The following is a 23,671-nucleotide window of genomic DNA, read 5'->3' on the forward strand; positions in this document are numbered from 1 at the left end:
CGCATCGAGGGGGAAAGATGCCGCGAGAAAAACCTGGAGATGCGGTGCCAGAGAGCTCCAATCTGGATGACTGCCACCCCCATCACCGTATTTTGTTTGACCCTATAAAGATCGGGCCCGTCGTCGCACCCAACCGCTTTTATCAGGTACCCCACGCCAGCGGCATGACCGAGGCTAACCCCAGGGTCCGAGCGGCTTTCCGAGGTACGAAAGCTGAGGGGGGCTGGGGCGTTGTCAGTACCGGCGCCGTGTCGATTCACCCCAGCTCTGATGACTCACCCTTACCTTTCGCTAGGCTTTGGAACGACGCTGATATTGCGTCCCATGCCTTGACCACTGAGGCAGTGCACAAGCACGGAAGTCTGGCCGCCGTTGAGCTTTGGCACGGCGGTGCGGTGGTCATGAATCGAACCTCGCGACTGCCACCCCTGTCTCCCTCGGGTGTTCCATGGGCCGCCACACACATTGGGTTTATGGGACAACAGCGACCCAAACCTATGGACGGTAGTGATATTGAGGCCGTACTCAACTGGCAACGGGCTGCCACCCGACGGGCACTCGATGCGGGCTTTGACATCATTTACGTGTATGCGGGAATGGGCTATCTCGGCTATGAATTTTTACTCCCAGAATACAACTGGCGCACTGACGGCTACGGCGGCAGCCTAGAAAACAGAACCCGTTTTGTCCGCGAAATGCTCGAGGTGACACGTGATGAAGCCGGTGGCCGCGCCGCCGTCGCTCTGCGAATAAGTTTGGAGGAATTACGCGCCAAGCCCAGCGACCATTATGCAAGTGAGGCTCACGGCGTGGTGAGCCTACTCTCCGATGTCCCCGATTTATGGGACGTCAAAATGGACTCCAGCCCCAACGACTGCGGAGCGTCACGATTTCGCCCCGAGGGCGCCCACGAACCTATCATCGACTTTGTCCGGACCGTTACCGATCGCCCGGTTGTCGGAGTGGGCCGTTTTACCTCCCCCGACACCATGGTGTCGCAGATCAAGCGTGGCGTTCTCGATCTTATTGGAGGTGCCCGGGCCAGCATTGCCGACCCCTTCCTACCCGAAAAAATACGCCGGGGTGACACCGATGCTATCCGCGAATGTATTGGCTGCAATATGTGTATTGCCAGCTGGCATGACGGCGTACCGGTACGCTGCACACAGAATGCGACCGCCGGGGAAGAGTGGCGGCGAAACTGGCATCCCGAACAATTTCAGCGCGTCAAAAAACCCGAAAGTGTTCTGGTGGTTGGCGGCGGTCCAGCGGGACTCGAGGCGGCCCTCGTAGCGGCGCGCCAGGGGTACGAAGTGACCCTTGCCGAGCAAAGCAGCGATTGGGGTGGCCGAGTCCTTCAAGAAAGCCAGCTACCGGGGCTAAGAGAATGGCGGCGGGTTCGCGACTATCGGGTTTGGGCCCTGTCACAGCTGGGGAATGTCGCGATGTATACCGACAGTCCCATGGGCGTTGACGAGATTAGCAGTCTGGAGGCCCGGCACATTGCTGTCGCCACCGGTGCACAATGGACCACGCATTTATACTCTCCTCTGGAAATACCCTCAGAGCCGCTAATGGGACCTCAGGTGTTCACCCCGGAAGATGTTTTCGCCGGTCGGGTGGCCGGGGATCGAATTCTTGTCTTCGACTACGACAATTACTACCTCGGGGGTGTCATTGCGGAACACCTTGGTTGTCAGGGCGCACAGGTCGTTTATGCAACGCCAGCGGGTCATGCCTCGGCATGGACGTTCATGACCAACGAACTGCCCTATGTGTACAAAGCACTGGGCGAGCAGGGCGTAGAGATACTCACGACCACCAACCTCGATCACTTTAATGGGCAACTTGCAGGGCTCAGTAATTTGTTCAACCAGCAGCCCCTTGAACGCGAAATCGATGCCGTTGTCGTCGTGGGGCTTCGCCAACCCAATCTCGATCTCTATCAGGCTTTACAAACCGCCCAAGAAAATACCGACAGCCCATTGATTGACACCCCCATCACTTTGGTTGGTGATGCCCTCGCTCCGGGTGCTATCGCCCATGCAGTTCACAGTGGTCACGGCTTCGCGCGATCGCTCATTGATGGCGACAGCGCGTATTTCAGAGATGAACCTATTAACTTGCTGGAGCCACAACCTGTTTTTGTTGAAGGCTGATACCCATGCCCTCAAAAATACTTAATAACGCAAAGGGCGATACATGGCCGGCGTAACGCTTGATACATTAGAGAAGACATTGCCTCGGGAATACTATCTCGACGACACGCTGTATCAACGCGAGTTTGCCGCCATTTTCCATAGTGATTGGGTTTGCATTGGCAGAGCGGAGGCACTTTCCCAACCCGGTGATTATCAAGCCCTGCGATTTGGCGAACAGTCTATTATTGTCTTGCGCGGCGAAGCCTTTGAGTTACGGGCCTTCTACAACGTATGTCGCCACCGCGGTGCAGAATTAGTCCCCATGCCCGACACAGAAATGCGGAGGGGCCACTTTGATCGTCGCATAACCTGCCCCTACCACGCCTGGAGCTATCGACTCGATGGCACCCTGCGAGGTACGCCTCATCTAGCCATTGAGCCTGGGACCTCGGCATTACACCCTGTATCCGTCGCCGACTGGGGTGGCTTTATCTTCATTCGCCTCAATGATCGCCGCGGAGAATCTCTCACTGAGGCCCTGGGGGCCGCTGCCCAGCGCCTCAAAAACTATCCACTCGCAGACCTACGTCTCGGACACAGCCTCAAATATCGCGTTGATGCCAACTGGAAAGTCATACTTGAAAACTACAACGAGTGTTATCACTGCGGCCCTGTCCATCCTGAGCTTTGCAAAATTGTCCCCGCCTTCCGCCAAGGAGGTGGCCACGACCTAGACTGGGACGCGGGCGTGCCTCACCGGGAGGGTGCTCACACCTTCACCGCCAGCGGCACCACCTCCCGAGCGCCCTTCCCCGGTCTCAGCGACACCGAAAAGACCCATCACAAAGGCGAGCTGTTTTACCCCAACCTCATGCTGAGTTTGGCCATGGACCATGTGGCGGCTTTTACCGTGTGGCCAGAATCTGCCAGCGTCACGCAAATACGCTGCGACTTTCTGTTTCATCCCGACGAACTCGACAAGTCTGATTTTGACCCCATGGATACCGTTGAGTTTTGGGACCTTGTCAATAAACAGGATTGGGAGATTTGTGAAAGCGTGCAGCGAGGCATGCAAAACGCCGTTTTTGAGCACGGCTATTACGCGCCAATGGAAGACTACAGCTTGGACATTCGCCGCTATGTCACCGGTCGCCTCGATTACATGGGCGCTGCTCCTGCTGCACCATCGCAAACAACGGATGCCAACTTAAATGAATAAGCTCCCGCCAAAGTTTCCGGGCGCCCCGCTATGATCTGGAACGCCCCACTATGAATCGGCATCAAATTCCCGTGCGCTGGCGTTTGTTTGGCGTCTTATTTTTACTCAGCTTCCTGTCCTACCTCATGCGACAAAATATTCATGTCGCTGGCGAACTCATGATGCCCGAGTTGCAGCTGAGTGAGCTGGAAATGGGTTGGATTTATGCGAGCTTTATCTGGGGCTATGCGCTGTTTCAGTTGCCCGGAGGCATTGCAGGCAATCGATTTGGTCCTCGGCGCACATTACTGGTCGTGGGCCTGCTAGGTATTTTGGCCTCAGGACTGACCGGACTTTTACCAGGGCTCCTTTTTCAATCGACAACCGGAGTTATCGCGGTGCTGCTCTTGGTGCGATTTGTGATGGGGATAGCTCATGCCCCCATGTACCCGGTTCAAGCAGCCGTCGTAGAGCGCTGGTTTCCCGTGGGTCAGTGGGCGCTTCCCAACGCTGTTTCGAGCACTGGCCTCACTCTGGGTGCCGCGGCGGCACAGCCCCTGGTCGCCCTTGTGATGGTGTACTGGGGCTGGCGCGCCTCGTTCTATGTCTTCATCCCCCTAGGTTTAGGGCTCTTTGGTTTGTGGTGGTGGTACGCCCGTGACAATCCGGTTGAGCATCCAGCAATGGGTGAGGATGAACTGAAGGCCATTCAGGCCAACCGCAATGATTTGACTCAAGAGGTCGGATTTAGTGCCTGGAAGCAGCTGATTCGCAATCGCGAAACACTGCTTCTCGCCATGTCCTACTTTTCCCTTAACTACGTGTTCTACCTGTTCTTCACCTGGTTTTTTCACTACTTGGTGAAAGAACTGGGGTTCAGTATTCTCGAGACCGGGTTTCTCGCGGCCTTACCCTGGGTCACGGGAGCCTTTGTAGCCACACTGGGAGGCCTCACTTGCGACGCTTTGTGTCGACGAATAGGACCTCGCTTAGGTTGTCGTATTCCTGCCATGGTAGGCCTGATAGGCGCAGGCTGTTTGCTATACGCCGGCCTTTACTCCACCTCGCCTTACATGGCCGTCGCACTTCTGTCGCTATGCTTTGCCTCCACTCAGTTTGCCGAGGGCGCCTTTTGGTCGGCCCAAACCTTCGTTGCAGGCCCTTACACCGCACCCGCTTGCGGGTTGATGAATACTGGAGGTAATGCGGCGGGTATTGTCGTGGCGCCCCTCATGCCTTTTCTAGCACAGCACGTAGGGTGGGTCGTTGCACTTTCGACAGGCACCGCTGTGGCATTTTCGGGTGCACTACTTTGGCTGTTTGTTCGGGTCGATCGTCCTTTTGAGCCACAGGCTGTTTAGGCCATAAACTATGGCCGCATCGCCTTGGCCGTCGTCCTCGAGCGCCATGAACTCGGTACAAAAAGACCGTCGATGCCCTGCTTGTGACCTTAGAGCGCCCTGTTTACCATGGTGGGATCGCGCAACTACTGCGAACACCATCTAATCGCACTGACGGCACAAATAGTCAGTTAGGAGCCACCATGATTCCAAGGTTTCAAGCAGGTCAGGAACAACATAAGTGGCTTGATGCCCTACTTGAAGTCGGCGCTATTATTATCGAAAAGGTGGCAACCCCCGCCAGTATTGAAACCTTCAATCGTGATCTTCAGCCTGAATACGAACGCGTAGGTGCGGGGTTTCAAAACGACTTTAATGGGTACCGAACCCGCCGCGTTGGTGGCATCGCTGCGCATTCCCATGAATTTCAGACACTGTTTACCCATCCCGATGTTTTGTCACTGGCGAACGGGGTTTTAGGCCCTCGCTGCGAGACGATCCGTGTTGGCAGCACCACGGCCATCGAGATTTTACCCGGGGAAGATGCTCAGGTTATTCACGCCGACGACACCATTTACCCAAAAGAGTATCTCCCGTTTGAGGTCCAAATTTCAGCGCTTTGGGCGCTTGATGACTTCACTGAAGAAAATGGTGCAACCCGGGTTATTCCGGGGTCACACTACAACGGCCCCCATCCTGACGATGCTGAGCAGCCAAGCTTTTCCGCTGAAATGCCCCGTGGGTCAATCGTTGTTTATCTGGGATCAACCCTGCATGGCGGCGGTGCAAATCGCAGCGATAAACCGCGCAGAGCTTTGGTCAATACTTATGCCTTGGGCTGGCTGCGACAGGAAGAAAATCAGTACCTGACGCTAAACAGCGACACCGTTTCCTCACAGCCCGACAACGTCAGAAGGCTTCTGGGCTTCCAAGTTCATGGACCCAACCTTGGCGTGTGGCCACAGGATCCAGACGGCAAGTGGTTTGAGTCCTAACCCCTCGATGGAGTCACCCTCTTTTGCACACCCTCCCTCGGGTGGCTCTGTCAATTGGCAGTCGCGCTACCAGCAGTACCTTAAATGGCCCATTTATAGCCTGCTGTTTTTAAATTTTCTCCTGTATGTGCTTGAGGACTCACGCACCTTGACGCGACAGGGTTACGAATCGATCTGGGACATCACCTCAGCCTATGCCAACTCTCTGGATGTGGCGGCCTGGTTTGGCTTACTGCTGGTCTTCGAGATTGAGACGTATTGGCAGCATATTTATGCGATCCGGCGCGTGCGTTGGCCCTTGAATCTGATGCGCTTGGCTTGCTTTGGAGTGCTAGTGCATACCCTGGTGGTTTACACCGGCGAATTCCTCAACGTCCTTGAACCCACAAAACTACTCTTAGCCGATGCATTTTGTGGCCAAACCAACGTTACGCTTTACGAGCTGCACAATCAGGTCTACACAACGTTAACCCCGAAAAGCTGCACCGAACGCTTAGCGTCGGGGGAATTGACGCTGTCATTTAACGCTACCACCATCATGACGGATCAGGGTTGGCGGATTGCACGTATTCAGGCACTGGTCTCACTCATTGAGTGCGCATCCTGGCTTGCAGCAGGTGCAGCCTTCGCGACTTCAGCTTTTTTAAAACGCCGGCAGACTGATACCGGCAGGCTCGCGACTTTAGTGCGTCATACCCCCCACGTCAGCTACTGTCTGATTGTTAGCTGTGCATTAACCTGGGGTTGGTATGGCAAATATCTCTACACCTACGACAGCCTGCTCTGGCTGGGTGGCTTTGCCATGATTGAGGCCAACCTATCGACTTGGCGACAACGCATTCAGCAGCTTTGGGGAAGGCAGCACCGCCAGTAACAACGCTGACCACCAATAGTTTTAAACGGCCTCAGAGAGGGTGTGCAGATACCAGTGAATAAACTGCTGTAACCCTTCTTCGAACTCGGTGTGATAGGGGCCGGGCTCGAAGAATCGTGAATTTACGCCCAGACTATTGCGCGTAATGATGTAGTCGTCTTCCAATGTCGTGTGGTGCCACAGCCAAGTCAGCTTCTCGAGATCATAGTCTTTACCCTCAACCGCATCGCCACGGACAAACCAAACCAGCTCCATATCGGTCTCGGTAAGGGAGCGCGGTAAAAAACGGTACAGCACGCAGTGGTCGGGATAGTTCAACATAAAACTCAGGGGGCCCATCTGGAAGTCACCCGCACCGCCGTCGTAATCTTTGAAGTGCCCCATGAGAGGCGCCACCGGCTGGCCATCCTGACTACCGGTTACAAAACCCTCGAACAAACCGTAGCGCATGGTATGCGCGCAGGTGCCAAAGTTATCGGCATCGAGGTAAATCTGGGTATGGGCTTGAGCGATACCCGCAATTCCCGTTTTGGCATCGGCATTTTCCAGCATCTTGGCCACGACTGGCGCCGACTTCTCTTCGAGATCCTTCAAGGTGTGCAGCCGCGCATATGCCCTATGGGAGGTTGCACAGTGATAACACTCTAGATAATTTTCCAGCGCGAGCTTCCAGTTAGCCTGAATACGATAAGTCTGCCGATGAGCCACCTTGGCGTTAGCTAAATCATAGGCGCCTAATGGAATGCGCATTTTGTCCAAGGACGCCACCAAGTCAGCGGCATTAGGGTCACAATTTATAAAGACCATACCCATGTATTCAACACAGCGAACGGCCTTCAAACCCAATTGAGTCTTATCGAAATCCGGCATGATGTGGGTTTCGCGGGCGGCTTTGAGCGAGCCATCTAAGTCATAGACCCAGCCATGATAGGGGCAGACAAAGGTCTTTCTATTACCTGTGGTCCCCTCACAAACTCGAGAACCGCGGTGCCGACAAATATTGTGCATCGCATTGATCGAGCCATCCGCTGTTCGCACCACGATAATTGCATCTTCACCCACTTCGAGAAGCTGATAGTCGCCTGTGTTCGGTATTTCGCTGGTATGCAGCGCATAAATCCAGCTTTTGAAGACCAAGTGTTCAAGTTCAAGCTCGTGCACAAGGTGCGAGCGATAAAAATAAGGATCGATTGCGTAATCGGGTCGCTCCTGTTCGGCAGCAAGCTTCTCACGCAGCTGATCGGTAGAGTCATCAACATGGGTGGCAATCACAGACATAATAGTTACCCTGGGCTCACTCCTTGCGGAGTGGCAACTTAGAAGGGAGGCGCCGGCGTTTGTCGCCGCCGCTTGGGATTGAACAATGGGCCGTCTATCACGCGGCATGGTGCAAGCATCCGCGTCCAGTGCAGCTCGCGCTGATAATAAATTTCGGCGGTCAACTCATCCCCAACAGCACCATGGGGCATCTCAAGTTGAGCGTAGGCAATATTAGATTTCACCGTAGGACACCAGGCAGCAGAGGTGACAGTGCCCACCACTTTATCGCCCTTCATAATAAAGGAGTGTTCCGCTGGCTTATTACCCTCGATGTCGAGCATGGCAAAGCGATAGCGCGAGCCTTTGGCTTTTTCGGCAAGTAGCGCTGAACGGCCATTAAACAGAGGCTTGGAAAAGTCGACCAGCCACTCGAGACCCAATTCAAAGGGGCTGCGCGTACGGCCATTGCGCACGACCTCTTCCGCGGGCACAAAGTCGACGTGGGCTTGAATAAATCCCGCTTCAATTCGGGCCATATCTAAAGCATAAGAGCCGATGGGTTTGATGAGGTATTCGCGACCGTGCTCAAATAACTGATCCCATAAGGCCTCAGCCTGAGCCGGCGCCACCCAAACTTCGTAACCCAAATCTCCCGTGAAGCCCGTGCGGCTCACCATCATTGGGGCGCCTTCAAAGGTAAAGTGGGCAATACCAAAAGGCTTAAGCTGATCCAATCCAGTGCAACCCAGCAGCGTCAAAATCGTGCACGACGTTGGGCCTTGCACCGCCAGCCCGGCGAGGTCTTCGCTCTCATTGGTAATCGTGACGTCAAAGCCCAGAGTGCACCAATTGAGCCAGTCGTCGGCGCGCTGGTATGAGCACAGCCTGAAATCTTGCTCACCCAAACGAAAGATCGTGCCATCGTCCATGACCTGCCCCGCATCATTGCACCACACTGCGTAGCCAACACGGTTGATCCCCAGCTTACTAACGTTGCGCGTCACCATGCGATTGAGGAACGCCTCGGCGTCGGGGCCGATAATTCGGTATTTATTCATGGGTGATAAATCAAAAACACCCGTGGTACTGCGAATCGCAAAGTATTCGAGCTCGACATCGAAGTAGGCATTGGGGGTTGTGTAACCCATCCAATTGCCCCAATCATTCATGTCACACATCGCCTCAACCCGCGAGTGAAACGGGGTGGGCAGGAGCATAATGTCCCGGCTTGAGGTAATCATGCGAAGGCTCCTTGCTTAATCATTTCCTTAGCCGCATTGCGACCCGGCAAGCCCATTAGGCTACCCCCCGGATGGGCGCCAGCACCGCATAAATACAAACCATCAATGGTGGTCTTGTACTGGGTGGAGCCGGGGAATGGTCGCATCATCAGCGCCTGATCAATCGACAGCTCACCGTGATGCCAGTTTCCTCCGGTCATGCCATAGGCAGCTTCAAAATCGGACGGGACCAGTAATTCCGAGGCAACAATCTGACCTTTAATACCCGGGGCATAAGCTGCCAATTGCTCAATGAGGTTATCGAGCACCGCTTGGCGCTGCGCCTCCCATCCGCCCTTAGGCGCATAGGGTAAGTAATGCACCAATGCCGTCAAAACATGTTGTCCACTCGGGGCAAGGCTGGGGTCTTCGATACTGGGAATACTGATATCAAATACCTGCTTGGGCCCGCACTCGGCGTACTTCATAGGGTTGAAGGCGCTTTCGATGGCATCCATGGTTGGTGCAATAACCAGTCGCTGAGACAGTGCGGCGGTATCAAGCCCCGAAAATGCCGGTAACTCTGATAACGCAAGGTGTAACTTGGCGGTACCGCTACGCGTTCTATATTGGGCTGCGCGTCGGGCCGTGCCCGTTTCAAGGTGCTGATAACCCAGCAGATCCCGGAACGTTGTGGTTGGGTCTGCGCTGGAAATCACAGCCTTGGCACGCAGGGTTGTACCGTCGGCCAAGGTGACACCACAAACACGATCGTCTTCTTTGACAATCGCCTCTACGGCACTGCCTAGGCGAACCGCCGCGCCGTGCTTCTCAGCGACCTTTTGCAGCGCATCGCCAAGGGCGCCCATACCACCCATCACCTGTACAACCCCCTTGGACTGCAGCTGATTACCCAGCGCGCGGTGCAAATAGGTGTAAACAGTATTGGGTGAACGCGGTCCCATATTAGTGCCGGTAATCGCATCCAGTGCCAGCGCCGCCTTCAGGCCTTCATGATCGAAATTCTCATTCATCACATCGTAGATATTGATCAACACAATGCGCATCAGGTCCTGCATGTTGGTCTTGCCCATGAGCTTTAGGCCCAAGCCCAGCTTCATCAGCGTCAGCCGGTCGGGCCAGTTTGCATCGACCAATTTGGGGGCACGGCCGCGATATAGCTTTAGCATCAGCTTGCCAAAAACATCCATTTGCTGACGAAACGCTTGAAAGGCCGCCTGATCTTTGGTGCCAATACCGGCACCCCGCAAAAAATCACCGTCGATACTCAAATGATCACCATCGGCTTGCAGTGCCACGGTGCGTTTTCGCGCACCCACTTTTAAACCTGCTGCCTCAAGCCCCAAATCTCGGACAATGGCATCGTCAAGCTGATACAGCCACTGCGCACAGTCGGACATGCGAAAGCCCGGGGCCACTTCCCGCGTGCTGGCACAGCCGCCGGCTTGATCCCTTGCATCCAAAATAAGGACGCGCTGCCCCGCCTTGGCTAGATAAGATCCACAGATCAATCCGTTGTGGCCGGCACCTATGATGATCGCATCGTAATCAGTCATCAGCATAGCCTCCGGGCACAGTGTTGGGTCGTTTGAGATCCATCAGGATTTCCCGAGCCGCATTGGCACCGGGCGCGGCCATCACGCCACCCCCGGGGTGAGTTCCGGAACTGCACATGTACATACCTTTAATAGGACCGCGGTATTGGGCATACCCCGGGAAGGGCCGGTTGAACAGCAATTGATCGAAGGTAAGCTCGCCCATGAAGATGTTGCCTTCGGTAAGACCTACTTCCGCTTCAATTTCTCGTGGCGTACGGGTCTCGCAGTGAAGAATAAGATCTTTAAAATTGGGACTGTACTTGGCAATTTGGTCAATCACTGACTTTTCAAAACCGTCTTTATCTTCGTCCGTCCAATCACGTCCCTCGACTTTGGGTGGCGCATACTGCACAAAGACCGACATCATGTGCTTGCCGGGCGGCGCCATCGTGGGATCGGTTAGCGACGGAATCATCATGTCCAAATAAGGATCCTTGGACCAAGTTCCATTTTTCCAATCGTCATAGGCGCGTTCTTGACGCTCAAGGGAATCACTAAAGTGAAGATCTCCGGCCATAAGCTTGCTGCGGGGATCGAGACCGTCAAAAATAGGCAGGCCATCAAGGGCAATATTCAGCTTGCCCGAGGAGCCTCTAATCTTGAAATTTTGGGCCTTTTGAATAACGTCATCGGGCAAATCTTTGGGGTTCGTAATATCGAGAAAGGTGCGCTTGGGATCGAGGTTGGAAACCACAATGTCGGCGTAATACTCGGTGCCATCCTTCAAAGCAACGCCCTTGGCCTGGCCGTCGCGCACGATAATTTCATCGACGTTGGCGTCACAAATAATCTCGCCCCCGTAAGAGAGAAAGGCCTTAGACAAGGCATCGGCCACTGCGCCCATGCCCCCTCGGGCAAAACCCCAGGCTCCGACATTACCGTCGACATCGCCCATGTAGTGGTGCAGTAGCACGTAGGCTGTGCCAGGAGAGTACACACCCAACGCCGTGCCAATAATGCCGCTACCGGCGAGGTGCGCTTTTAAAACATCGGTCTCGAAGTATTCGTTGAGATAATCGCCAACACTCGCCGTCCAGAACTTAATGGTATCGAGCAAACCCTCCTCGCCCATTGAGGTAAAGGATTTGGCGAACTCAATCAAATCGCGCAAATCCCGGAGTTTGAGCGAGGTGGGATCAGGAGCGGTCTTTAACAAATAGGGCCGGATGAGTTTAGTTTGGCGGCTGGTATCGGCCACGTACCGGTCGTAGGCGTTGGCATCGCGTTTCGAGTGACGTGCGATCTCGCGATAGTGGCGGTCGTGGTCACTGTAGCTGCCCAGGTGGTCGCCGTTTTGCATAAAGGTGGCGCCGCCCCCAAAAGGAACAACCTGCAATCCGTGGCGCGGCAACTCTAAGTCCCGGGTAATCTCAGGCCGCAGTAGGCTGGCAACGTAAGAACAGTTGGAGTAATACCAACCCTTGTGCAGCTCGCGACTCACTGTGGCGCCACCGATATAGGGATTGCGCTCTAATACGGCAACCTTGAGACCTGCTTTCGCGAGGTAGGCGCCATTGGTCAGACCATTATGGCCGGCACCAATAACAATTGCGTCGTACTGGTTCAAGGCATTCTCCGTCCTACAGATGTTGGTACAGAGTCTGCCACGGTCGTCTTTGGCCGTCTAGTATGAATGAACGTTCATTTATAGATTGCGATTTAGTGTGATGTTGTTAGAGTTGAAGTGCATTCAGGCCACGCGATAAGTTTGTCCATTGACATCAGCTTCCCCACCTACAGCACCGATACCAACCGAAAAGAAGCGGCGGCAAATACGTTCACGTTCGGAACGACGCCTACAGTTAATTCACGCAACAATTCGGTGCATTGCACAACATGGATTATCGGCCACCACCATGCAGCTGGTCACCCGCGAAGCCGGGCTTAGCCTTGGGATTGCCAACCTGCACTTTCAGAGTAAAGAAAACCTACTCGCTGAGACGCTGCGTCATGTCACCAAAGAATATAACGACGGATTACTGGCAATTCTGATCCCTGAAAGTGGGACGTCTCAGGCCTCTCTTGCCGACACTCTCGAGCGGCTGTTGGATTTCCAATTGAGTCATGGTGTCACCCAACGGCAAAAAATGGCCGTTTGGTTTGCTTATTATGGCGAAGCGAGCGCCCGCCCTGTCTACCAGAAAATTTGCTCCAGCAGCGACCGCTTGTCGATGCAAAAGGTCGAAGAGCTGTTTGCTGCTGTCATCAACGAAGGTCACTACCAAGATCGCGACCCCCAACAGCTGGCGACAGGCTACCTGGCATTAATCGACGGCTTATGGCTAAACCTGCTGATTGCCCCGCGAGTACTGACCAAGGCGAGAGGCAAAGGTTTAGCCAGAGCTTATTTACAGCAGGCCTTTCCCAAGCACCTTAGCTAACCCTTCAAGCTGGCACCTTTGTTACCTATAGATTGATCTCTCTGCTAGACAGGAAGGCAGTCTTGAATAACGTCCAGCCGTACATGCTCGCACCTAAAACCCCTGCAAAATTTTGCGCTACCGGCTGATATTCCCCGGCGGGATGTAGTCAAAGATAAAGTTAATACGGCCTTCGCTACCCTTGTTCATAACGCTGTGCTGTTTCTGATTATTAATTTCGTAAACACTGCCAATCTGCATACGCTGCGGGCGCCCATCGATCATGAAGCGCACCCTTGGATTGCTCGATATCGGAATATGGATTCGATGCCCGTGATGAAAGGACGGGTGTTTATCGTTGTGGGGCTTAATAACGCCGTTGGCCTGCAGCCTTGCCGCCATCGCCCGAACAATTGTGCCACCCGGAGGATAATGATCTTCTAAAATTTTGTGCATTAGGGGCACCGCCTCTTCGGCCAGCAAATCCCAACCCACCTCTTTACTGACTTCGATATTGGGCCAGCCGTGTCCATCAGTGAATACCAGCACAACCGACTGCGTGTGGGCATGCACCTCATACTCAAGTTGACGAAACTCGTTGCCAGCCCAAGCCTCCTCGGGCAGAGACAGTATTTTGTCGCGCAGGGGGTCAATGTTATAAGACCCTAAGTCTTTTATAGGTACGCCGATATCCATGGTCATCAATGATTTCGATTGAGTGAGTGATGATGGCGACTATTTCGGTAACGATCAAGTTAGGTAGCGATCGAGCACCATTCAGGCGACGATGAAAATAAAGGTGCCGGTCTGCACCCACGAATAATCAAGGAGTTACCGTGCGACGTCCTATTCTTTTTTCCCTGCTTTTGCTGGCCCTTGCCCCAACAGCCATGGCCGAACGCCTAGCCTTGGTACCCGACGCTTTAATCGATGGTTTGAGTGACCATGCCCAACGTGGGCGGGCCGTATTGATTGAAGGGGAATACATTGTGGATGTGGTTGCCGTCGACACACTGTCTCCAAACGTCAAACAAATCGCTTTACCCGGGCAGACCCTGATGCCGGGCCTCATCAATGGGCACGAGCACCCGCTTATATACGGTGACAATTATCAAAATGCCCATTTGTCAGGTTCCTCTGCTTACAAGACGCTTCTCGGATTAGCAGCCCTGCAGGGCATGCTTCAGCACGGCTGGACCACCGTCAGAGTTATGGGTGACGCCGATGCCTTTTTTGGCAATCAGGATATCGCCAGAGCGGTCAGTGAAGGGGTTCATCAAGCGCCTCGCATCACCGGTGCCGGACATTATTTATCGATCACCGGCGGTGGTGGCGACATCAACTACCTCTCCCCGGAACAGGCCATGATCAGTGACGGTTATATTGTCGATGGCCCCATGGAAGTCCGTCGCGCCGTGCGGCGAGAAATAAAATTTGGGTCTGACTGGATCAAAATTTTGGTCACCGGAGCCTTTCACTCGGTCGGTGACGATCCTAAAAACGTTGCCTTTAGTCCCGACGAACTCGCTGAGGCGGTCGCGGAAGCTAGCCGTCACGGTGTACCCGTGGCAGCCCATGCCCATGCCAATGCCGGCATCAATCAGGCCATTGAAGCCGGTGTACGCTCTATAGAACATGGCACCTATCTCGACGACTACTCGATAAAGCTGATGGTGGAGCACGGGACATTTTTGGTACCGACTATTTATGTCGGTGATTATTACGCCGGCACCGACAAGCTATTGGCGCAAGATAAAAACGACGACGTGTATCTCAACTACCGAGAGGAGTGGCTGAGCTTGATCGGTCGGGCTCATCGGGCGGGGGTTAAAGTGGTGGTAGGTTCTGATCTTGGTGGGTACAACATTGATCCTCAGGCCTATGCGCGTGAAATTGCCGTACTCACCGAAGCCGGCTTGTCGCCCATGGCTGCGATTAAAGCGGCGACCTCAGTAGCTGCCGATATGTTGAATTGGAGCGGACAAGTTGGCTCGATACAGACCGGCCACTGGGCTGATTTAATAGCCGTTTCTGACAACCCTCTCGCCGACTTGTCACTGCTGGAAAATCCAACATTCGTCATGAAGGGCGGTCAAATCGTGCGCTGGGACGAGGCACCGCAGCAAAGGGCGTCGTATCCTTGACCCTTTCTTATTCGTCGACTTAAAGCGTAGGATCGACTTTTAGGTTGATCCAGCAACTCGCTCTCGGGTGAACAAGTAGCTCAGCGTATAAATCAGCAGTGCCGTTGCTGAAGCGCAGGCACAAAGAATGAAAATGTCATCAAAGCCACCCCCCCGCTCCAACAAGAATGAGGCGGCAAGGGGACCCAGCATTTGGCCCAACCCCTGAGCGCCGGGAATAAAAGCAGCGGCACTGCCTGTTCGATCTGCGGCAGAGACCCCCCCCATTTGATAGACGTCGATAAATATCCAAAGAAAATTAAACATCGCCACGCTGAAGATAAAAAACCCTGCAGACACATCAACGGCGAGCAACCCCACCGCAATCACCATGAGCACGAAGGTCACGAGAACGGGGCGATCATGATCAAAGTGCCTCAGCACGTACATTGCTCCAAAACAGCCAACAAAAGACAGCAGCACACTCCAGGAGATTACTTGGGCAGCCCAGTCGCCATCGAGTCCACCAGCCTCCGCCGCAAGCTCAATATTGGACCAATACGCCCCGATATTAATGTAGGCCACGACGATCGCAAAAACTCCCACCCACGCCAGCACTCCAGGACGCTGCTCTGTATTTGTCACCGTAACCTCGGGTTTCGCCAGTTTTTCAGATGGCATCACCCCTACAAATGGCAGTGTCACGACATAGGTCGCAATAAAGAAAGTATAAATACCCGTCATGCTCAAATGGGGGATCATTTGTAACTCTATAAACTGCGAAAACGCAAAGGCTAGCAGCATCCAATTAAACGCTTCTCGAGGCTTAGAACGGGCACCCAAACTCGCCACAGCCACCGCGGTGTAGAGCCCGGCACCGAAACCTGCCAAGGTTCGCAAAATCAACATTGCGGTGTAATCGGTAAAATAAATGCACAACCCGTTTGCCGCGATGGCAATGGCGATACCGGCATAAATCAACCCGCGCCGACTCAACCGGCTTATTAAGAGGCTTACCGCTACCGAGCCCAAAAAGAGACCCAACAGGTCAGAGGACGCCACACGATTTACCTCGACATCACTAAAACCCAGCTGATCGACCCAAGCACTGTTAATTGCGGGTAGTGCCACAAGGACACTGTAGCCCACCAACGTCATATACAAGCTAAGTAAAAAAGAGCCTCTGCTATCAAAGGGGTTTTGACGAGCTATCGAGCTATCGGTCACGGCCATTAACGCTTATCCCTAGCAAGGTTCGGTGAGTCAGGTCATAGGCACTCTGGCACTGACATGAACGTATAGCAACCGCAGATCATGCCGCTGAGCCAGAAATCTGGCACACTGTCTCCCAGCACCAATCTGCCGTTCAGGAGCTTGCTAGGCCATGGTTTCGCCACACCCAAAACGTATTTTTGACCGCGCGGTCGAGCTCCTCAAAGGCGGCGCCCGAGAAGAGGCGGAAGCTATTTGCCGCCAAGCGCTCGAAGAAAATCCAAGAGACATTAATTTTGTGGCACTGCTGGGCTGGCTCCTTGCCGAAAGTAATCAGCTAGAAGAAGCTGAAGTGCTACTAGAGCGAGCGGTGCGTACGACCCCGGGGAATGCCAAGGCTCAAGAAGATCTGGGTACCGTTCTGTTAAACCTTAATCGCCCCGAAGAGGCACTACAGTACCTCGAGCGCGCCCGGGAGTTGCGCCCTCCCCACGCGCCTTTGCTCAGCAAGCTGGGCGGCGCCTATCAGAAACTGGGACGCGTCGAAGAAGCTGATGCTGCGCTTAAGGAAGCGGCAACCCTCTCGCCGGTTCAAGCCAAGCTTGAGGAGGCCACCCGTTTATTTATTGCCGGTAAATTTAGGGAGTCGGAGAAACTCACCCAAGCGCTAGTTCGTGAAAATCCCGATAACGTAAATGCTGCCCTGCTGCTGGCAAGAATCGCCATCATGGCCAAGTGCTATGACGACGCGCGGGTCATTCTTGAACGTATCACAGAAACCAAACCCCGTTTTGTCGCCGCTTGGCACGACCTAGGTACCGTACTCAAAGAGCTGCATCATTACGAAGAAGCTGTGTCGATACTCTCAGATGCGGTCAATATTGAACCCAATAACGCCCTGACTCACTATTATTACGGCGCAGCTTTAGCGATGGCTGCCAGACCCCAAGACGCCGTCGATGCCTACCAAAAAGCTGTTGCTCTCGATCCAAAAATACCCGGGGCACACATTGGGCTTGGCCACGTTCTTAAAACGGTGGGGGACCAAGAAGGCGGCATTGAAGCGTACCGACAGGCCATTGAGCTCAGACCCAATTTTGGCGAAACCTACTATAGCCTCTCCAACCTGAAAACGTTTCGCTTCAATAACGACGAAATTGACGATATGCGAGCCCGCTTGGCTAACGAGCAACTGCCGGTAGACTGCCGAGTTCACTTTGCGTTCTCCTTGGGCAAGGCGTTTGAAGATCAGAAACAGTACGACGACGCCTTTGAGCACTACGCCCTGGCTAATCAGCTTCATCGAGATAGCATTGCCTACGATCCAGTCCAGACCGAGGTCGCCCACCGGCGCATGTGCGAGATTTTTGATGATGACTTTTTTGCCCGGCATCGTGAGGGCGACTATGGCTGCAAAAGGCCCGACCCGATATTTATCGTAGGCCTTCCCCGCTCTGGATCAACGCTGCTTGAACAAATTCTTGCCAGCCACTCTCTGGTTGATGGTACCAGCGAACTACCCGACATTTCGGTCATTGCCCAAGGGCTTACAGAGCCTAAAACCGGGCGAGTTTTCCCGGGGTGTATGGAGGACATGACACCTGAGGAGCTGGCGCAACTAGGAGAAAAATACCTGACGCAGACCCAGCGACACCGAGGTAGCCGCCCTTTCTTTACCGACAAAATGCCCAACAACTTTGCGTACACGGGTTTTATTAAAGCTATTTTGCCCAGCGCAAAAATTATTGATGCCCGGCGCCACCCAATGGACAGCTGTTTTGGTTCTTTCAAACAGCACTTCGCCAAGGGACAAACATTCACCTATGACCTCTTTGAGCTCGGCGAATTTTACCTCGAGTACGACCGCATGATGTCCCATTGGAATACCGTGTTACCCGGTCAAGTATTGCGGGTTCAGTATGAAAATGTGGTCGAGAATCTCGAGGAAGAGGTAAAGCGTATTCTTGCCTTTTGTGAGCTGCCTTTTGAAGAGGGCTGCGTCAATTTTCATGAAACCGAGCGCGCCGTTAGAACCGCAAGTTCAGAGCAAGTACGTCAACCCATTTATAAAGGCGCACTTGGCACTTGGAAACGCTTTGGAAGCCACCTCAATGAGCTACAAGAAATCCTAAGCCCCGTGCTTCCAGAAGAAGACAGATTAGAAAACTGATGCCGAAATTACCCAAATTTATTGCCACATCGGTCGTTCGAGGCTCAGAAAAGGGTCAAAGCCATGGCGGCGTTTACCTCATCGACTTTAATAATCAGCAGGTAGACCAAAAAATAGATTGGAATACTGGGGATATCGACTTTTCGGGTCGCGGCTGGGACCGAGGGCTTCGCGGCATCGAATTTACCGACGATGAGCTGTGGATTGCGGCCAGCGATGAACTGTTTTGTTACACACCTGACTTCCAGCTAGTGGGTTCTTACCGAAACCCCTATTTGCGCCACTGCCACGAGATCTGCCGACGAGATCACCTGCTATTTCTCACCTCTACCGGCTTTGATTCTCTGCTGGCCTTTAATTTGCACACACGAGAGTTCGTTTGGGGCGTCTATTTTTCAAAGGATGGCCGCCAATGGGTGGCGCAAGCCTTTGACCCAAGAGCGCAGGGTGGCCCCGCCTTCACTAACTCGTACCACATCAATATGGTGAAAGTGGATCAGGATGGCATTTATCTCAGTGGCCTCAATACTCAAGCGCTACTGGCCCTATCTGCCGATCTCACAGTTAGCGAATTTTGTAGTCTGCCCAAAGGCTGTCATAACGCCCAGCCTTTTGAAGATGGAGTGCTGTTTAACGATACGGGCGCCGACGTAGTGCGCTATGTATCCCCTAGCGCCGAGGGCAGCGCAGTGCCAGTGCCAGAATTTGACTCTGAAACACTGGAGTCTCGCGGCGTCGATGACAGCCGCATTGCCCGACAAGGCTTCGGCCGAGGCCTGTGCGTCATTAATGACCAACTGATTGCGGCAGGCTCGTCTCCCTCGACCGTTGCTATTATTGACGTCAAAGCGGGTAAGCGTTTAACCGCCGTTAATTTAACCCTCGATATTCGCAACGCCATTCATGGCTTGGAATGCTGGCCCAGTCGCTGGCCATAGAAAAACCCTTCCCAGAAAAAAGGGCGCCTATGGCGCCCTTTTTTATGTCACTGGTTACCACCTAAAAAGCTTTTCTGACTGTGAGTGAGTAGTTCCTTGGCCGTATCACCGAAGAACTGTTACCCCCCCATACCGTATCGAAGTCAGAGGTGTCCTGATAGGTAATGCCACGCTCGTCGGTCAAATTACTAAAGCGCAGCTGAGCCTGCCAATCGCCGCTCTCAAAAGAGAGTATGGCGTCAGTAATATCGTAATCGCCCTGAATACGCTGGGGTGACGTGAAACCGTCAGTTAACTGGTTCAACGACTCGCCTACGTAACTGTGTTGCAAGCGTATGCCGGCCTCACCACCCAATATATTAATGCCCGAATAGTCGGCGTAGAGGTAATAGCTGGTATCGGCGAACAACGGCAGGCTTGATCGAGGCTGCAAGCCCGAGGGCACCTTGCCCCCCTGAGCACGAGGCTCGTCATAGAATTCCTGACCATCAACATAAGCATCTTGAATATCGGTTAGGTTGAAGCCCACTTCTAGGTTGTCGGTAATCAGTGCCTTAAACTCGAGATCAAGACCTTTGACGGTAGCGTTACCTACGTTACCCACAACGATCTGGAAGGGAATGTTGCCATACAGCGGTTCGCCATTTTCGTCTTGCACACTGAAAGTGCCCAGAGCATTACTGGGATCGGTCACCTCAATCTGCATGTCATTCCACTTCATCGTGTAATAGACCGCGTTGAATACCACACGACCATCGAAGAACGAAGACTTCAGACCGAACTCGGTGTTTTCAAGAATGTCCGATTGGTAATCGACAGGAAGCGTTGGGCCACCCCGGTCCAAGCCACGGCCGCGGTTAGTGCCACCTACCCGGAACCCCTCAGAGTAAACGCCGTAGACCATAACGTCTTCGAGCACCTGTAACTCAAGACCATATTTGGGAATGAAACCGTCATCCGAAGCGGTTCGGTTGGGTAGCTGCTGATCAACCCGGGCGTCGGGGCGCTCCACTGTATAACTCAGTTCGCGGTCAACTTCGTACCACCGGCCGCCCAGTATGGCCGTTAATCGATCCTCAAGCAGAACAACATCCATCTCACCAAAAACAGCTTTGTCAGTTCTGTCGGTCGCTTGGAAAGAGTTCCACCAGGCATCGGTCGGTGCAATACCGGGGTAGTAAGAGCTCCAGTAGTCAAAGGCAGCCGAGTTGCGATAATCGTCTACGTAGGTATAGAAATCCCAAAATTCCTCGGACTCCTGCCAAAAGCCACCGACCGTCCAATTAATACGATCCGTACTACCTGCCAAACGAATTTCCTGCGTCAGGCTTTCGTTTTCTTGATCGTTGATCAAATAGCCGGTGGGATCTAGACCAAAGTCATAGGCGGCGTAGCCATAGTAAAGACCAAAGGCGTAGTGAAAGTAAGCCGCGTAAGACTGGGTGTCATGGACATAAAACGTATCCCGGTCGTAGTAGGACGTTGCCGAAACCAGCTGAGCAAAGCCTAAATCACCCTCTATCACTAAACTGGTCTGCATCCACTCGTCAGTTCGTGTTTCCTTGGCAAATTTAACGGTCTGAAGGTCGCCGACATTGGGGTCATAGTCCATGAAGCCATCAGACTCTAGGTCCTGATAGTTCGCCGTTGCTGTGACACTCCAGTTATCGTTAACCAACCAGCGAATCGATGCGCGAGCCCCTAACCAATTAACTTGGTTGATATCGTCGTCAACATAAGCGCTGTTGTTTTTCTGACCACCTAGACCTGAACCAAAGACATCATCAACGACGGTGTTGCCCAAAACGTTGTCAATAAATCCGGCATCTTGGGCACTGAAACCCGCCAATCTAATCGCTACAGAGTCGCTCAGAGGAATGTTAACCGCGCCGTCTAATTCATAGCCTGTGCCACCGCCTGACGTGGAGGAAACACCGGCGCCGATATTAGCGCTAAAGGCATCCGGGTCGGGTTTGTTCGTGATGACACGAATCGCTCCGCTCTGAGAAGAGGCGCCGTAAAGTGTTGACTGCGGTCCCGCCAAAGCCTCAATACGCGCAAGGTCAACGGGGTAAATGTCGGGAGCCATCGAAGTCATCGACATCGGTTGCTCATCGAGATAGATCGCTGCCGTGGGATCAACGAGGAAACCGCCCCCGTCGCTCACTCCTCGGAAAACAATCGTGTTCTGTCCGGGAGTCGTGGTTGAAATATTCAATCCCGCGACTTGTCGGGAGAAATCCTCAAGGGTCGTTATGCCCTGCTTCTGAATCTCATCGCCAGACAGCGATTGCACCATCATTGGGATCTCTTGCGAAGATTCTGCACGCTGACGAGCGGTTACCACGACTTCTTCTAATTCCGCACTAAAGGTCATGCCGGGGGCAGTTGCACCTATCGCTGCGGCAACGCCTGCGGCAATGGCTGAAGGGTGAAAACGACTGTCTTTCTTTGATAAGTCAGATGTCATGACTGGGTCCCTTAAATATCTCGTTGTTTTTCAACGTATTTTTCATTAATTGCAGCGCCTAGGGCCGCCTGCACGGCCTTTCTGACAGGTGCTGTGACGCCACCGCATCGACAATAGATCATCGATTCATGGGCCTACTGTCTAGTTTTACAACGTTACAAGAGGGATTGCACGGTAAAAATTAATAGTCTTTGACGCGCTGTAAAACGACTTCGTATGCAGCTAAAGATAGCGCGACTGCTATCAGGACCTTAATTGCAGCGTACGCGCCGGGAGAATTTTGAAGAAGCCTCATCAAAGCCAATGTCAAACCTCAAATGGCACCGCGCTTTGAGGCTATTTTGCCGAGTAACAATCAACATGCTGTTAAGCAACGTAAAATACAAAGATGTCCGGCAAGCCCCCTATTTCGTAGTTAGCCCTACGGGTTTAAGTGGGCAGTTGCGCTGATTTGGGCCTAGGAATTGGATGCCTCATAGTTAGGCAAAGGGGCGGATCTCAGTCGAAGCCAAAGCGCCGCCAAAAGGAGAACGGGCAGCAGGGTACTCATTACCACCATTTCCCAGCCTAAGTATTCAAGGACTGCCCCAGCGGCAAAGCTTGCAACCGCCGCACTGCCAAATACCGCGGTGTCGTTGTAACCCTGAAGCTGAAGCTGCGCATCGGGATGGGCACTTTGAACCAGCAACGTGGTGCCCCCTACAAATAGAAAATTCCAGCCCGCGCCCAGAAGCACCATCGCCAACCCGTAGTGCCATACCGTTTGCCCCGCCAAGGCGGCGGCCATAGTCGCCGCAAAAATAACGATACCCCCGGCAAGCAAAGATCGTGCACCAAAACGGGCAATCAGCCAGCCGGACACCAAAGATGGAAGATACATAGCCAATACGTGAGCCCGGACCACGCCGGCAGTGTCACCCAGACTGTGACCATCCATGACGTGCATCGAGACCGGTGTCGCTGTCATGACAAAGGTCATCACTCCTTGACCCACAACCCCTGCGGCTACGGCAAGCCAAACCAGTGGCGGAATGCCCCTCAAGCTCACATCGACAGGTTTAGGCGTGACTTCAGCAGTGCGCTCCCCGCCCCGCAGTGATAATTGGCTCAAAAGCAAAGCTGCCAGCACAAACAGCACCGCGGCACCCAACAGCGCGCCAACAAAGCCGCCCTCAGGGATTATTTGCTCGCTTCGAGCCACTAACTCAGGCCCAACAATAGCGCCGCCTACACTGCCAAGAAGAAGCAATGACACCGCAGATCCGGCCTGTCCCGGCGTCACAGTTTCCGTTGCCGCAAAGCGGAACTGTTGGCTAAATGCCACGCTAATACCCAGGGTGCCGGTGCCCGCACAATACAGACTGAAGGAACCCAGAGTGAGGCCCCAGTAACCAAGGGCACAGGACAGCAAGGCCATAAGTGCAGCACTGACAAATCCGGCACGCCGCCCCAGGTGGCGCATAAATTGCGCGGCGGGAAAAGCGGCCAGGGCGGTACCCAGCACCATGAACGACACGGGTAGCGTGGCGAGACCAGCATCCGGTGCCAGACGCGAACCCACAATACCGGCCATGGTCACGGTCATCGCCCCCGCTGAAACAAAGATCACCTGGCTGCAGAGCAGCAGCAGCAAATCCCGATTCAATAACTCCCGTCGCGATTCTCTATTCATCTTCAGCCAACTCAGAAGTCCACCGTAAAAAGTTCATGGTTTGTTTGTCCGTACTAAAGCTTCGAACCTGGTGGTCCAA

The 23,671-nt window shown here is 53.6% G+C and carries 17 protein-coding genes; 9 read left to right on the forward strand and 8 right to left on the reverse strand.

The features are described from left to right. Window positions 1-17: 17 nt before the first annotated feature. From ACMAZB_RS14600 to ACMAZB_RS14620, 5 genes are all read left to right on the forward strand, one after another. The gene (locus ACMAZB_RS14600) at window positions 18-2,159 is read left to right on the forward strand and encodes an FAD-dependent oxidoreductase (RefSeq protein ID WP_435218218.1); all 2,142 of its coding nucleotides are present in this window, start codon (window positions 18-20) and stop codon (window positions 2,157-2,159) included. A gap of 43 nt (window positions 2,160-2,202) precedes the next feature. Beyond that, complete coding sequence (locus ACMAZB_RS14605; RefSeq protein ID WP_435218219.1) at window positions 2,203-3,360, forward strand: aromatic ring-hydroxylating oxygenase subunit alpha; 1,158 nt, start codon at window positions 2,203-2,205, stop codon at window positions 3,358-3,360. 50 nt (window positions 3,361-3,410) lie between these two features. Beyond that, entirely contained in the window at window positions 3,411-4,700 is a 1,290-nt protein-coding gene (locus ACMAZB_RS14610; protein WP_435218221.1) for an MFS transporter, read from the forward strand. A 182-nt stretch (window positions 4,701-4,882) separates the two neighbouring features. After that, window positions 4,883-5,674, forward strand: a complete 792-nt coding sequence (locus ACMAZB_RS14615; protein ID WP_435218223.1) for a phytanoyl-CoA dioxygenase family protein — start codon at window positions 4,883-4,885, stop codon at window positions 5,672-5,674. Next, window positions 5,664-6,548 carry a hypothetical protein gene (locus ACMAZB_RS14620; RefSeq protein ID WP_435218224.1) on the forward strand — a complete coding sequence of 295 codons (885 nt, stop codon included), beginning with the start codon at window positions 5,664-5,666 and terminating at the stop codon, window positions 6,546-6,548. The genes ACMAZB_RS14615 and ACMAZB_RS14620 overlap by 11 nt, the downstream gene beginning before the upstream one ends. A gap of 21 nt (window positions 6,549-6,569) precedes the next feature. On the opposite strand, the gene ACMAZB_RS14625 is transcribed toward ACMAZB_RS14620, so the two are convergent. Genes ACMAZB_RS14625 through ACMAZB_RS14640 form a run of 4 tightly spaced genes read right to left on the reverse strand, consistent with a single transcriptional unit; the run spans window position 6,570 to window position 12,214 of the window. Further along, on the reverse strand, window positions 6,570-7,826 hold the full coding sequence (locus ACMAZB_RS14625) for an aromatic ring-hydroxylating oxygenase subunit alpha (protein ID WP_435218226.1): 1,257 nt from the start codon (window positions 7,824-7,826) through the stop codon (window positions 6,570-6,572). Window positions 7,827-7,864: 38 nt separating this feature from the next. Then, on the reverse strand, window positions 7,865-9,049 hold the full coding sequence (locus tag ACMAZB_RS14630) for an aminomethyltransferase family protein (protein WP_435213028.1): 1,185 nt from the start codon (window positions 9,047-9,049) through the stop codon (window positions 7,865-7,867). After that, on the reverse strand, window positions 9,046-10,605 hold the full coding sequence (locus tag ACMAZB_RS14635) for a phytoene desaturase family protein (protein ID WP_435218228.1): 1,560 nt from the start codon (window positions 10,603-10,605) through the stop codon (window positions 9,046-9,048). Before ACMAZB_RS14635 ends, ACMAZB_RS14630 begins: the two co-directional genes overlap by 4 nt. Then, on the reverse strand, window positions 10,598-12,214 hold the full coding sequence (locus ACMAZB_RS14640) for a phytoene desaturase family protein (protein WP_435218230.1): 1,617 nt from the start codon (window positions 12,212-12,214) through the stop codon (window positions 10,598-10,600). The genes ACMAZB_RS14635 and ACMAZB_RS14640 overlap by 8 nt, the downstream gene beginning before the upstream one ends. A 289-nt stretch (window positions 12,215-12,503) precedes the next feature. Between ACMAZB_RS14640 and ACMAZB_RS14645 the strand changes: the two genes are divergently transcribed. Then, window positions 12,504-13,028: a TetR family transcriptional regulator C-terminal domain-containing protein gene (locus tag ACMAZB_RS14645; protein WP_435218232.1), complete on the forward strand. Its 525-nt coding sequence runs from the start codon at window positions 12,504-12,506 to the stop codon at window positions 13,026-13,028. A 117-nt stretch (window positions 13,029-13,145) separates the two neighbouring features. Here ACMAZB_RS14645 and ACMAZB_RS14650 read toward each other — a convergent pair whose 3' ends face one another. Continuing rightward, window positions 13,146-13,709 (reverse strand): aspartyl/asparaginyl beta-hydroxylase domain-containing protein, encoded by a 564-nt coding sequence (locus ACMAZB_RS14650; RefSeq protein ID WP_435218234.1) that lies wholly within the window; start codon window positions 13,707-13,709, stop codon window positions 13,146-13,148. A 134-nt stretch (window positions 13,710-13,843) separates the two neighbouring features. Between ACMAZB_RS14650 and ACMAZB_RS14655 the strand changes: the two genes are divergently transcribed. Next, window positions 13,844-15,151 (forward strand): amidohydrolase family protein, encoded by a 1,308-nt coding sequence (locus ACMAZB_RS14655; RefSeq protein ID WP_435218236.1) that lies wholly within the window; start codon window positions 13,844-13,846, stop codon window positions 15,149-15,151. 39 nt (window positions 15,152-15,190) lie between these two features. Here the strand turns inward: ACMAZB_RS14655 and ACMAZB_RS14660 are convergent, their stop codons facing one another. Beyond that, window positions 15,191-16,363: a YbfB/YjiJ family MFS transporter gene (locus tag ACMAZB_RS14660; protein WP_435213035.1), complete on the reverse strand. Its 1,173-nt coding sequence runs from the start codon at window positions 16,361-16,363 to the stop codon at window positions 15,191-15,193. Window positions 16,364-16,514: 151 nt separating this feature from the next. Between ACMAZB_RS14660 and ACMAZB_RS14665 the strand changes: the two genes are divergently transcribed. Then, window positions 16,515-18,512, forward strand: coding sequence for a tetratricopeptide repeat-containing sulfotransferase family protein (locus ACMAZB_RS14665; RefSeq protein WP_435218238.1), 1,998 nt, complete (start codon window positions 16,515-16,517; stop codon window positions 18,510-18,512). Then, window positions 18,512-19,450, forward strand: a complete 939-nt coding sequence (locus ACMAZB_RS14670) for a hypothetical protein (protein WP_435213037.1) — start codon at window positions 18,512-18,514, stop codon at window positions 19,448-19,450. The genes ACMAZB_RS14665 and ACMAZB_RS14670 overlap by 1 nt, the downstream gene beginning before the upstream one ends. A 61-nt stretch (window positions 19,451-19,511) precedes the next feature. Here ACMAZB_RS14670 and ACMAZB_RS14675 read toward each other — a convergent pair whose 3' ends face one another. Then, entirely contained in the window at window positions 19,512-21,920 is a 2,409-nt protein-coding gene (locus ACMAZB_RS14675) for a TonB-dependent receptor (protein WP_435218240.1), read from the reverse strand. Between the two features lie 457 nt (window positions 21,921-22,377). After that, window positions 22,378-23,592, reverse strand: coding sequence for an MFS transporter (locus ACMAZB_RS14680; protein WP_435218242.1), 1,215 nt, complete (start codon window positions 23,590-23,592; stop codon window positions 22,378-22,380). Window positions 23,593-23,671: the final 79 nt, after the last annotated feature.

This window comes from Luminiphilus sp. nBUS_07, from assembly GCF_051201685.1.
In the GTDB taxonomy this organism is placed as follows: Bacteria; Pseudomonadota; Gammaproteobacteria; order Pseudomonadales; family Halieaceae; genus Luminiphilus.

What these genes read in the sequence shown, in the direction of transcription:
- ACMAZB_RS14675 (WP_435218240.1), bottom strand. Translation starts at nt 21,920, where the DNA reads ATGACATCTGACTTATCAAAGAAAGACAGTCGTTTTCACCCTTCAGCC.
- ACMAZB_RS14680 (WP_435218242.1), bottom strand. Translation starts at nt 23,592, where the DNA reads ATGAATAGAGAATCGCGACGGGAGTTATTGAATCGGGATTTGCTGCTG.
- ACMAZB_RS14605 (WP_435218219.1), top strand. Translation starts at nt 2,203, where the DNA reads ATGGCCGGCGTAACGCTTGATACATTAGAGAAGACATTGCCTCGGGAA.
- ACMAZB_RS14615 (WP_435218223.1), top strand. Translation starts at nt 4,883, where the DNA reads ATGATTCCAAGGTTTCAAGCAGGTCAGGAACAACATAAGTGGCTTGAT.
- ACMAZB_RS14670 (WP_435213037.1), top strand. Translation starts at nt 18,512, where the DNA reads ATGCCGAAATTACCCAAATTTATTGCCACATCGGTCGTTCGAGGCTCA.
- ACMAZB_RS14665 (WP_435218238.1), top strand. Translation starts at nt 16,515, where the DNA reads ATGGTTTCGCCACACCCAAAACGTATTTTTGACCGCGCGGTCGAGCTC.
- ACMAZB_RS14600 (WP_435218218.1), top strand. Translation starts at nt 18, where the DNA reads ATGCCGCGAGAAAAACCTGGAGATGCGGTGCCAGAGAGCTCCAATCTG.
- ACMAZB_RS14610 (WP_435218221.1), top strand. Translation starts at nt 3,411, where the DNA reads ATGAATCGGCATCAAATTCCCGTGCGCTGGCGTTTGTTTGGCGTCTTA.
- ACMAZB_RS14650 (WP_435218234.1), bottom strand. Translation starts at nt 13,709, where the DNA reads ATGACCATGGATATCGGCGTACCTATAAAAGACTTAGGGTCTTATAAC.
- ACMAZB_RS14660 (WP_435213035.1), bottom strand. Translation starts at nt 16,363, where the DNA reads ATGGCCGTGACCGATAGCTCGATAGCTCGTCAAAACCCCTTTGATAGC.
- ACMAZB_RS14625 (WP_435218226.1), bottom strand. Translation starts at nt 7,826, where the DNA reads ATGTCTGTGATTGCCACCCATGTTGATGACTCTACCGATCAGCTGCGT.
- ACMAZB_RS14645 (WP_435218232.1), top strand. Translation starts at nt 12,504, where the DNA reads ATGCAGCTGGTCACCCGCGAAGCCGGGCTTAGCCTTGGGATTGCCAAC.
- ACMAZB_RS14635 (WP_435218228.1), bottom strand. Translation starts at nt 10,605, where the DNA reads ATGACTGATTACGATGCGATCATCATAGGTGCCGGCCACAACGGATTG.
- ACMAZB_RS14630 (WP_435213028.1), bottom strand. Translation starts at nt 9,049, where the DNA reads ATGATTACCTCAAGCCGGGACATTATGCTCCTGCCCACCCCGTTTCAC.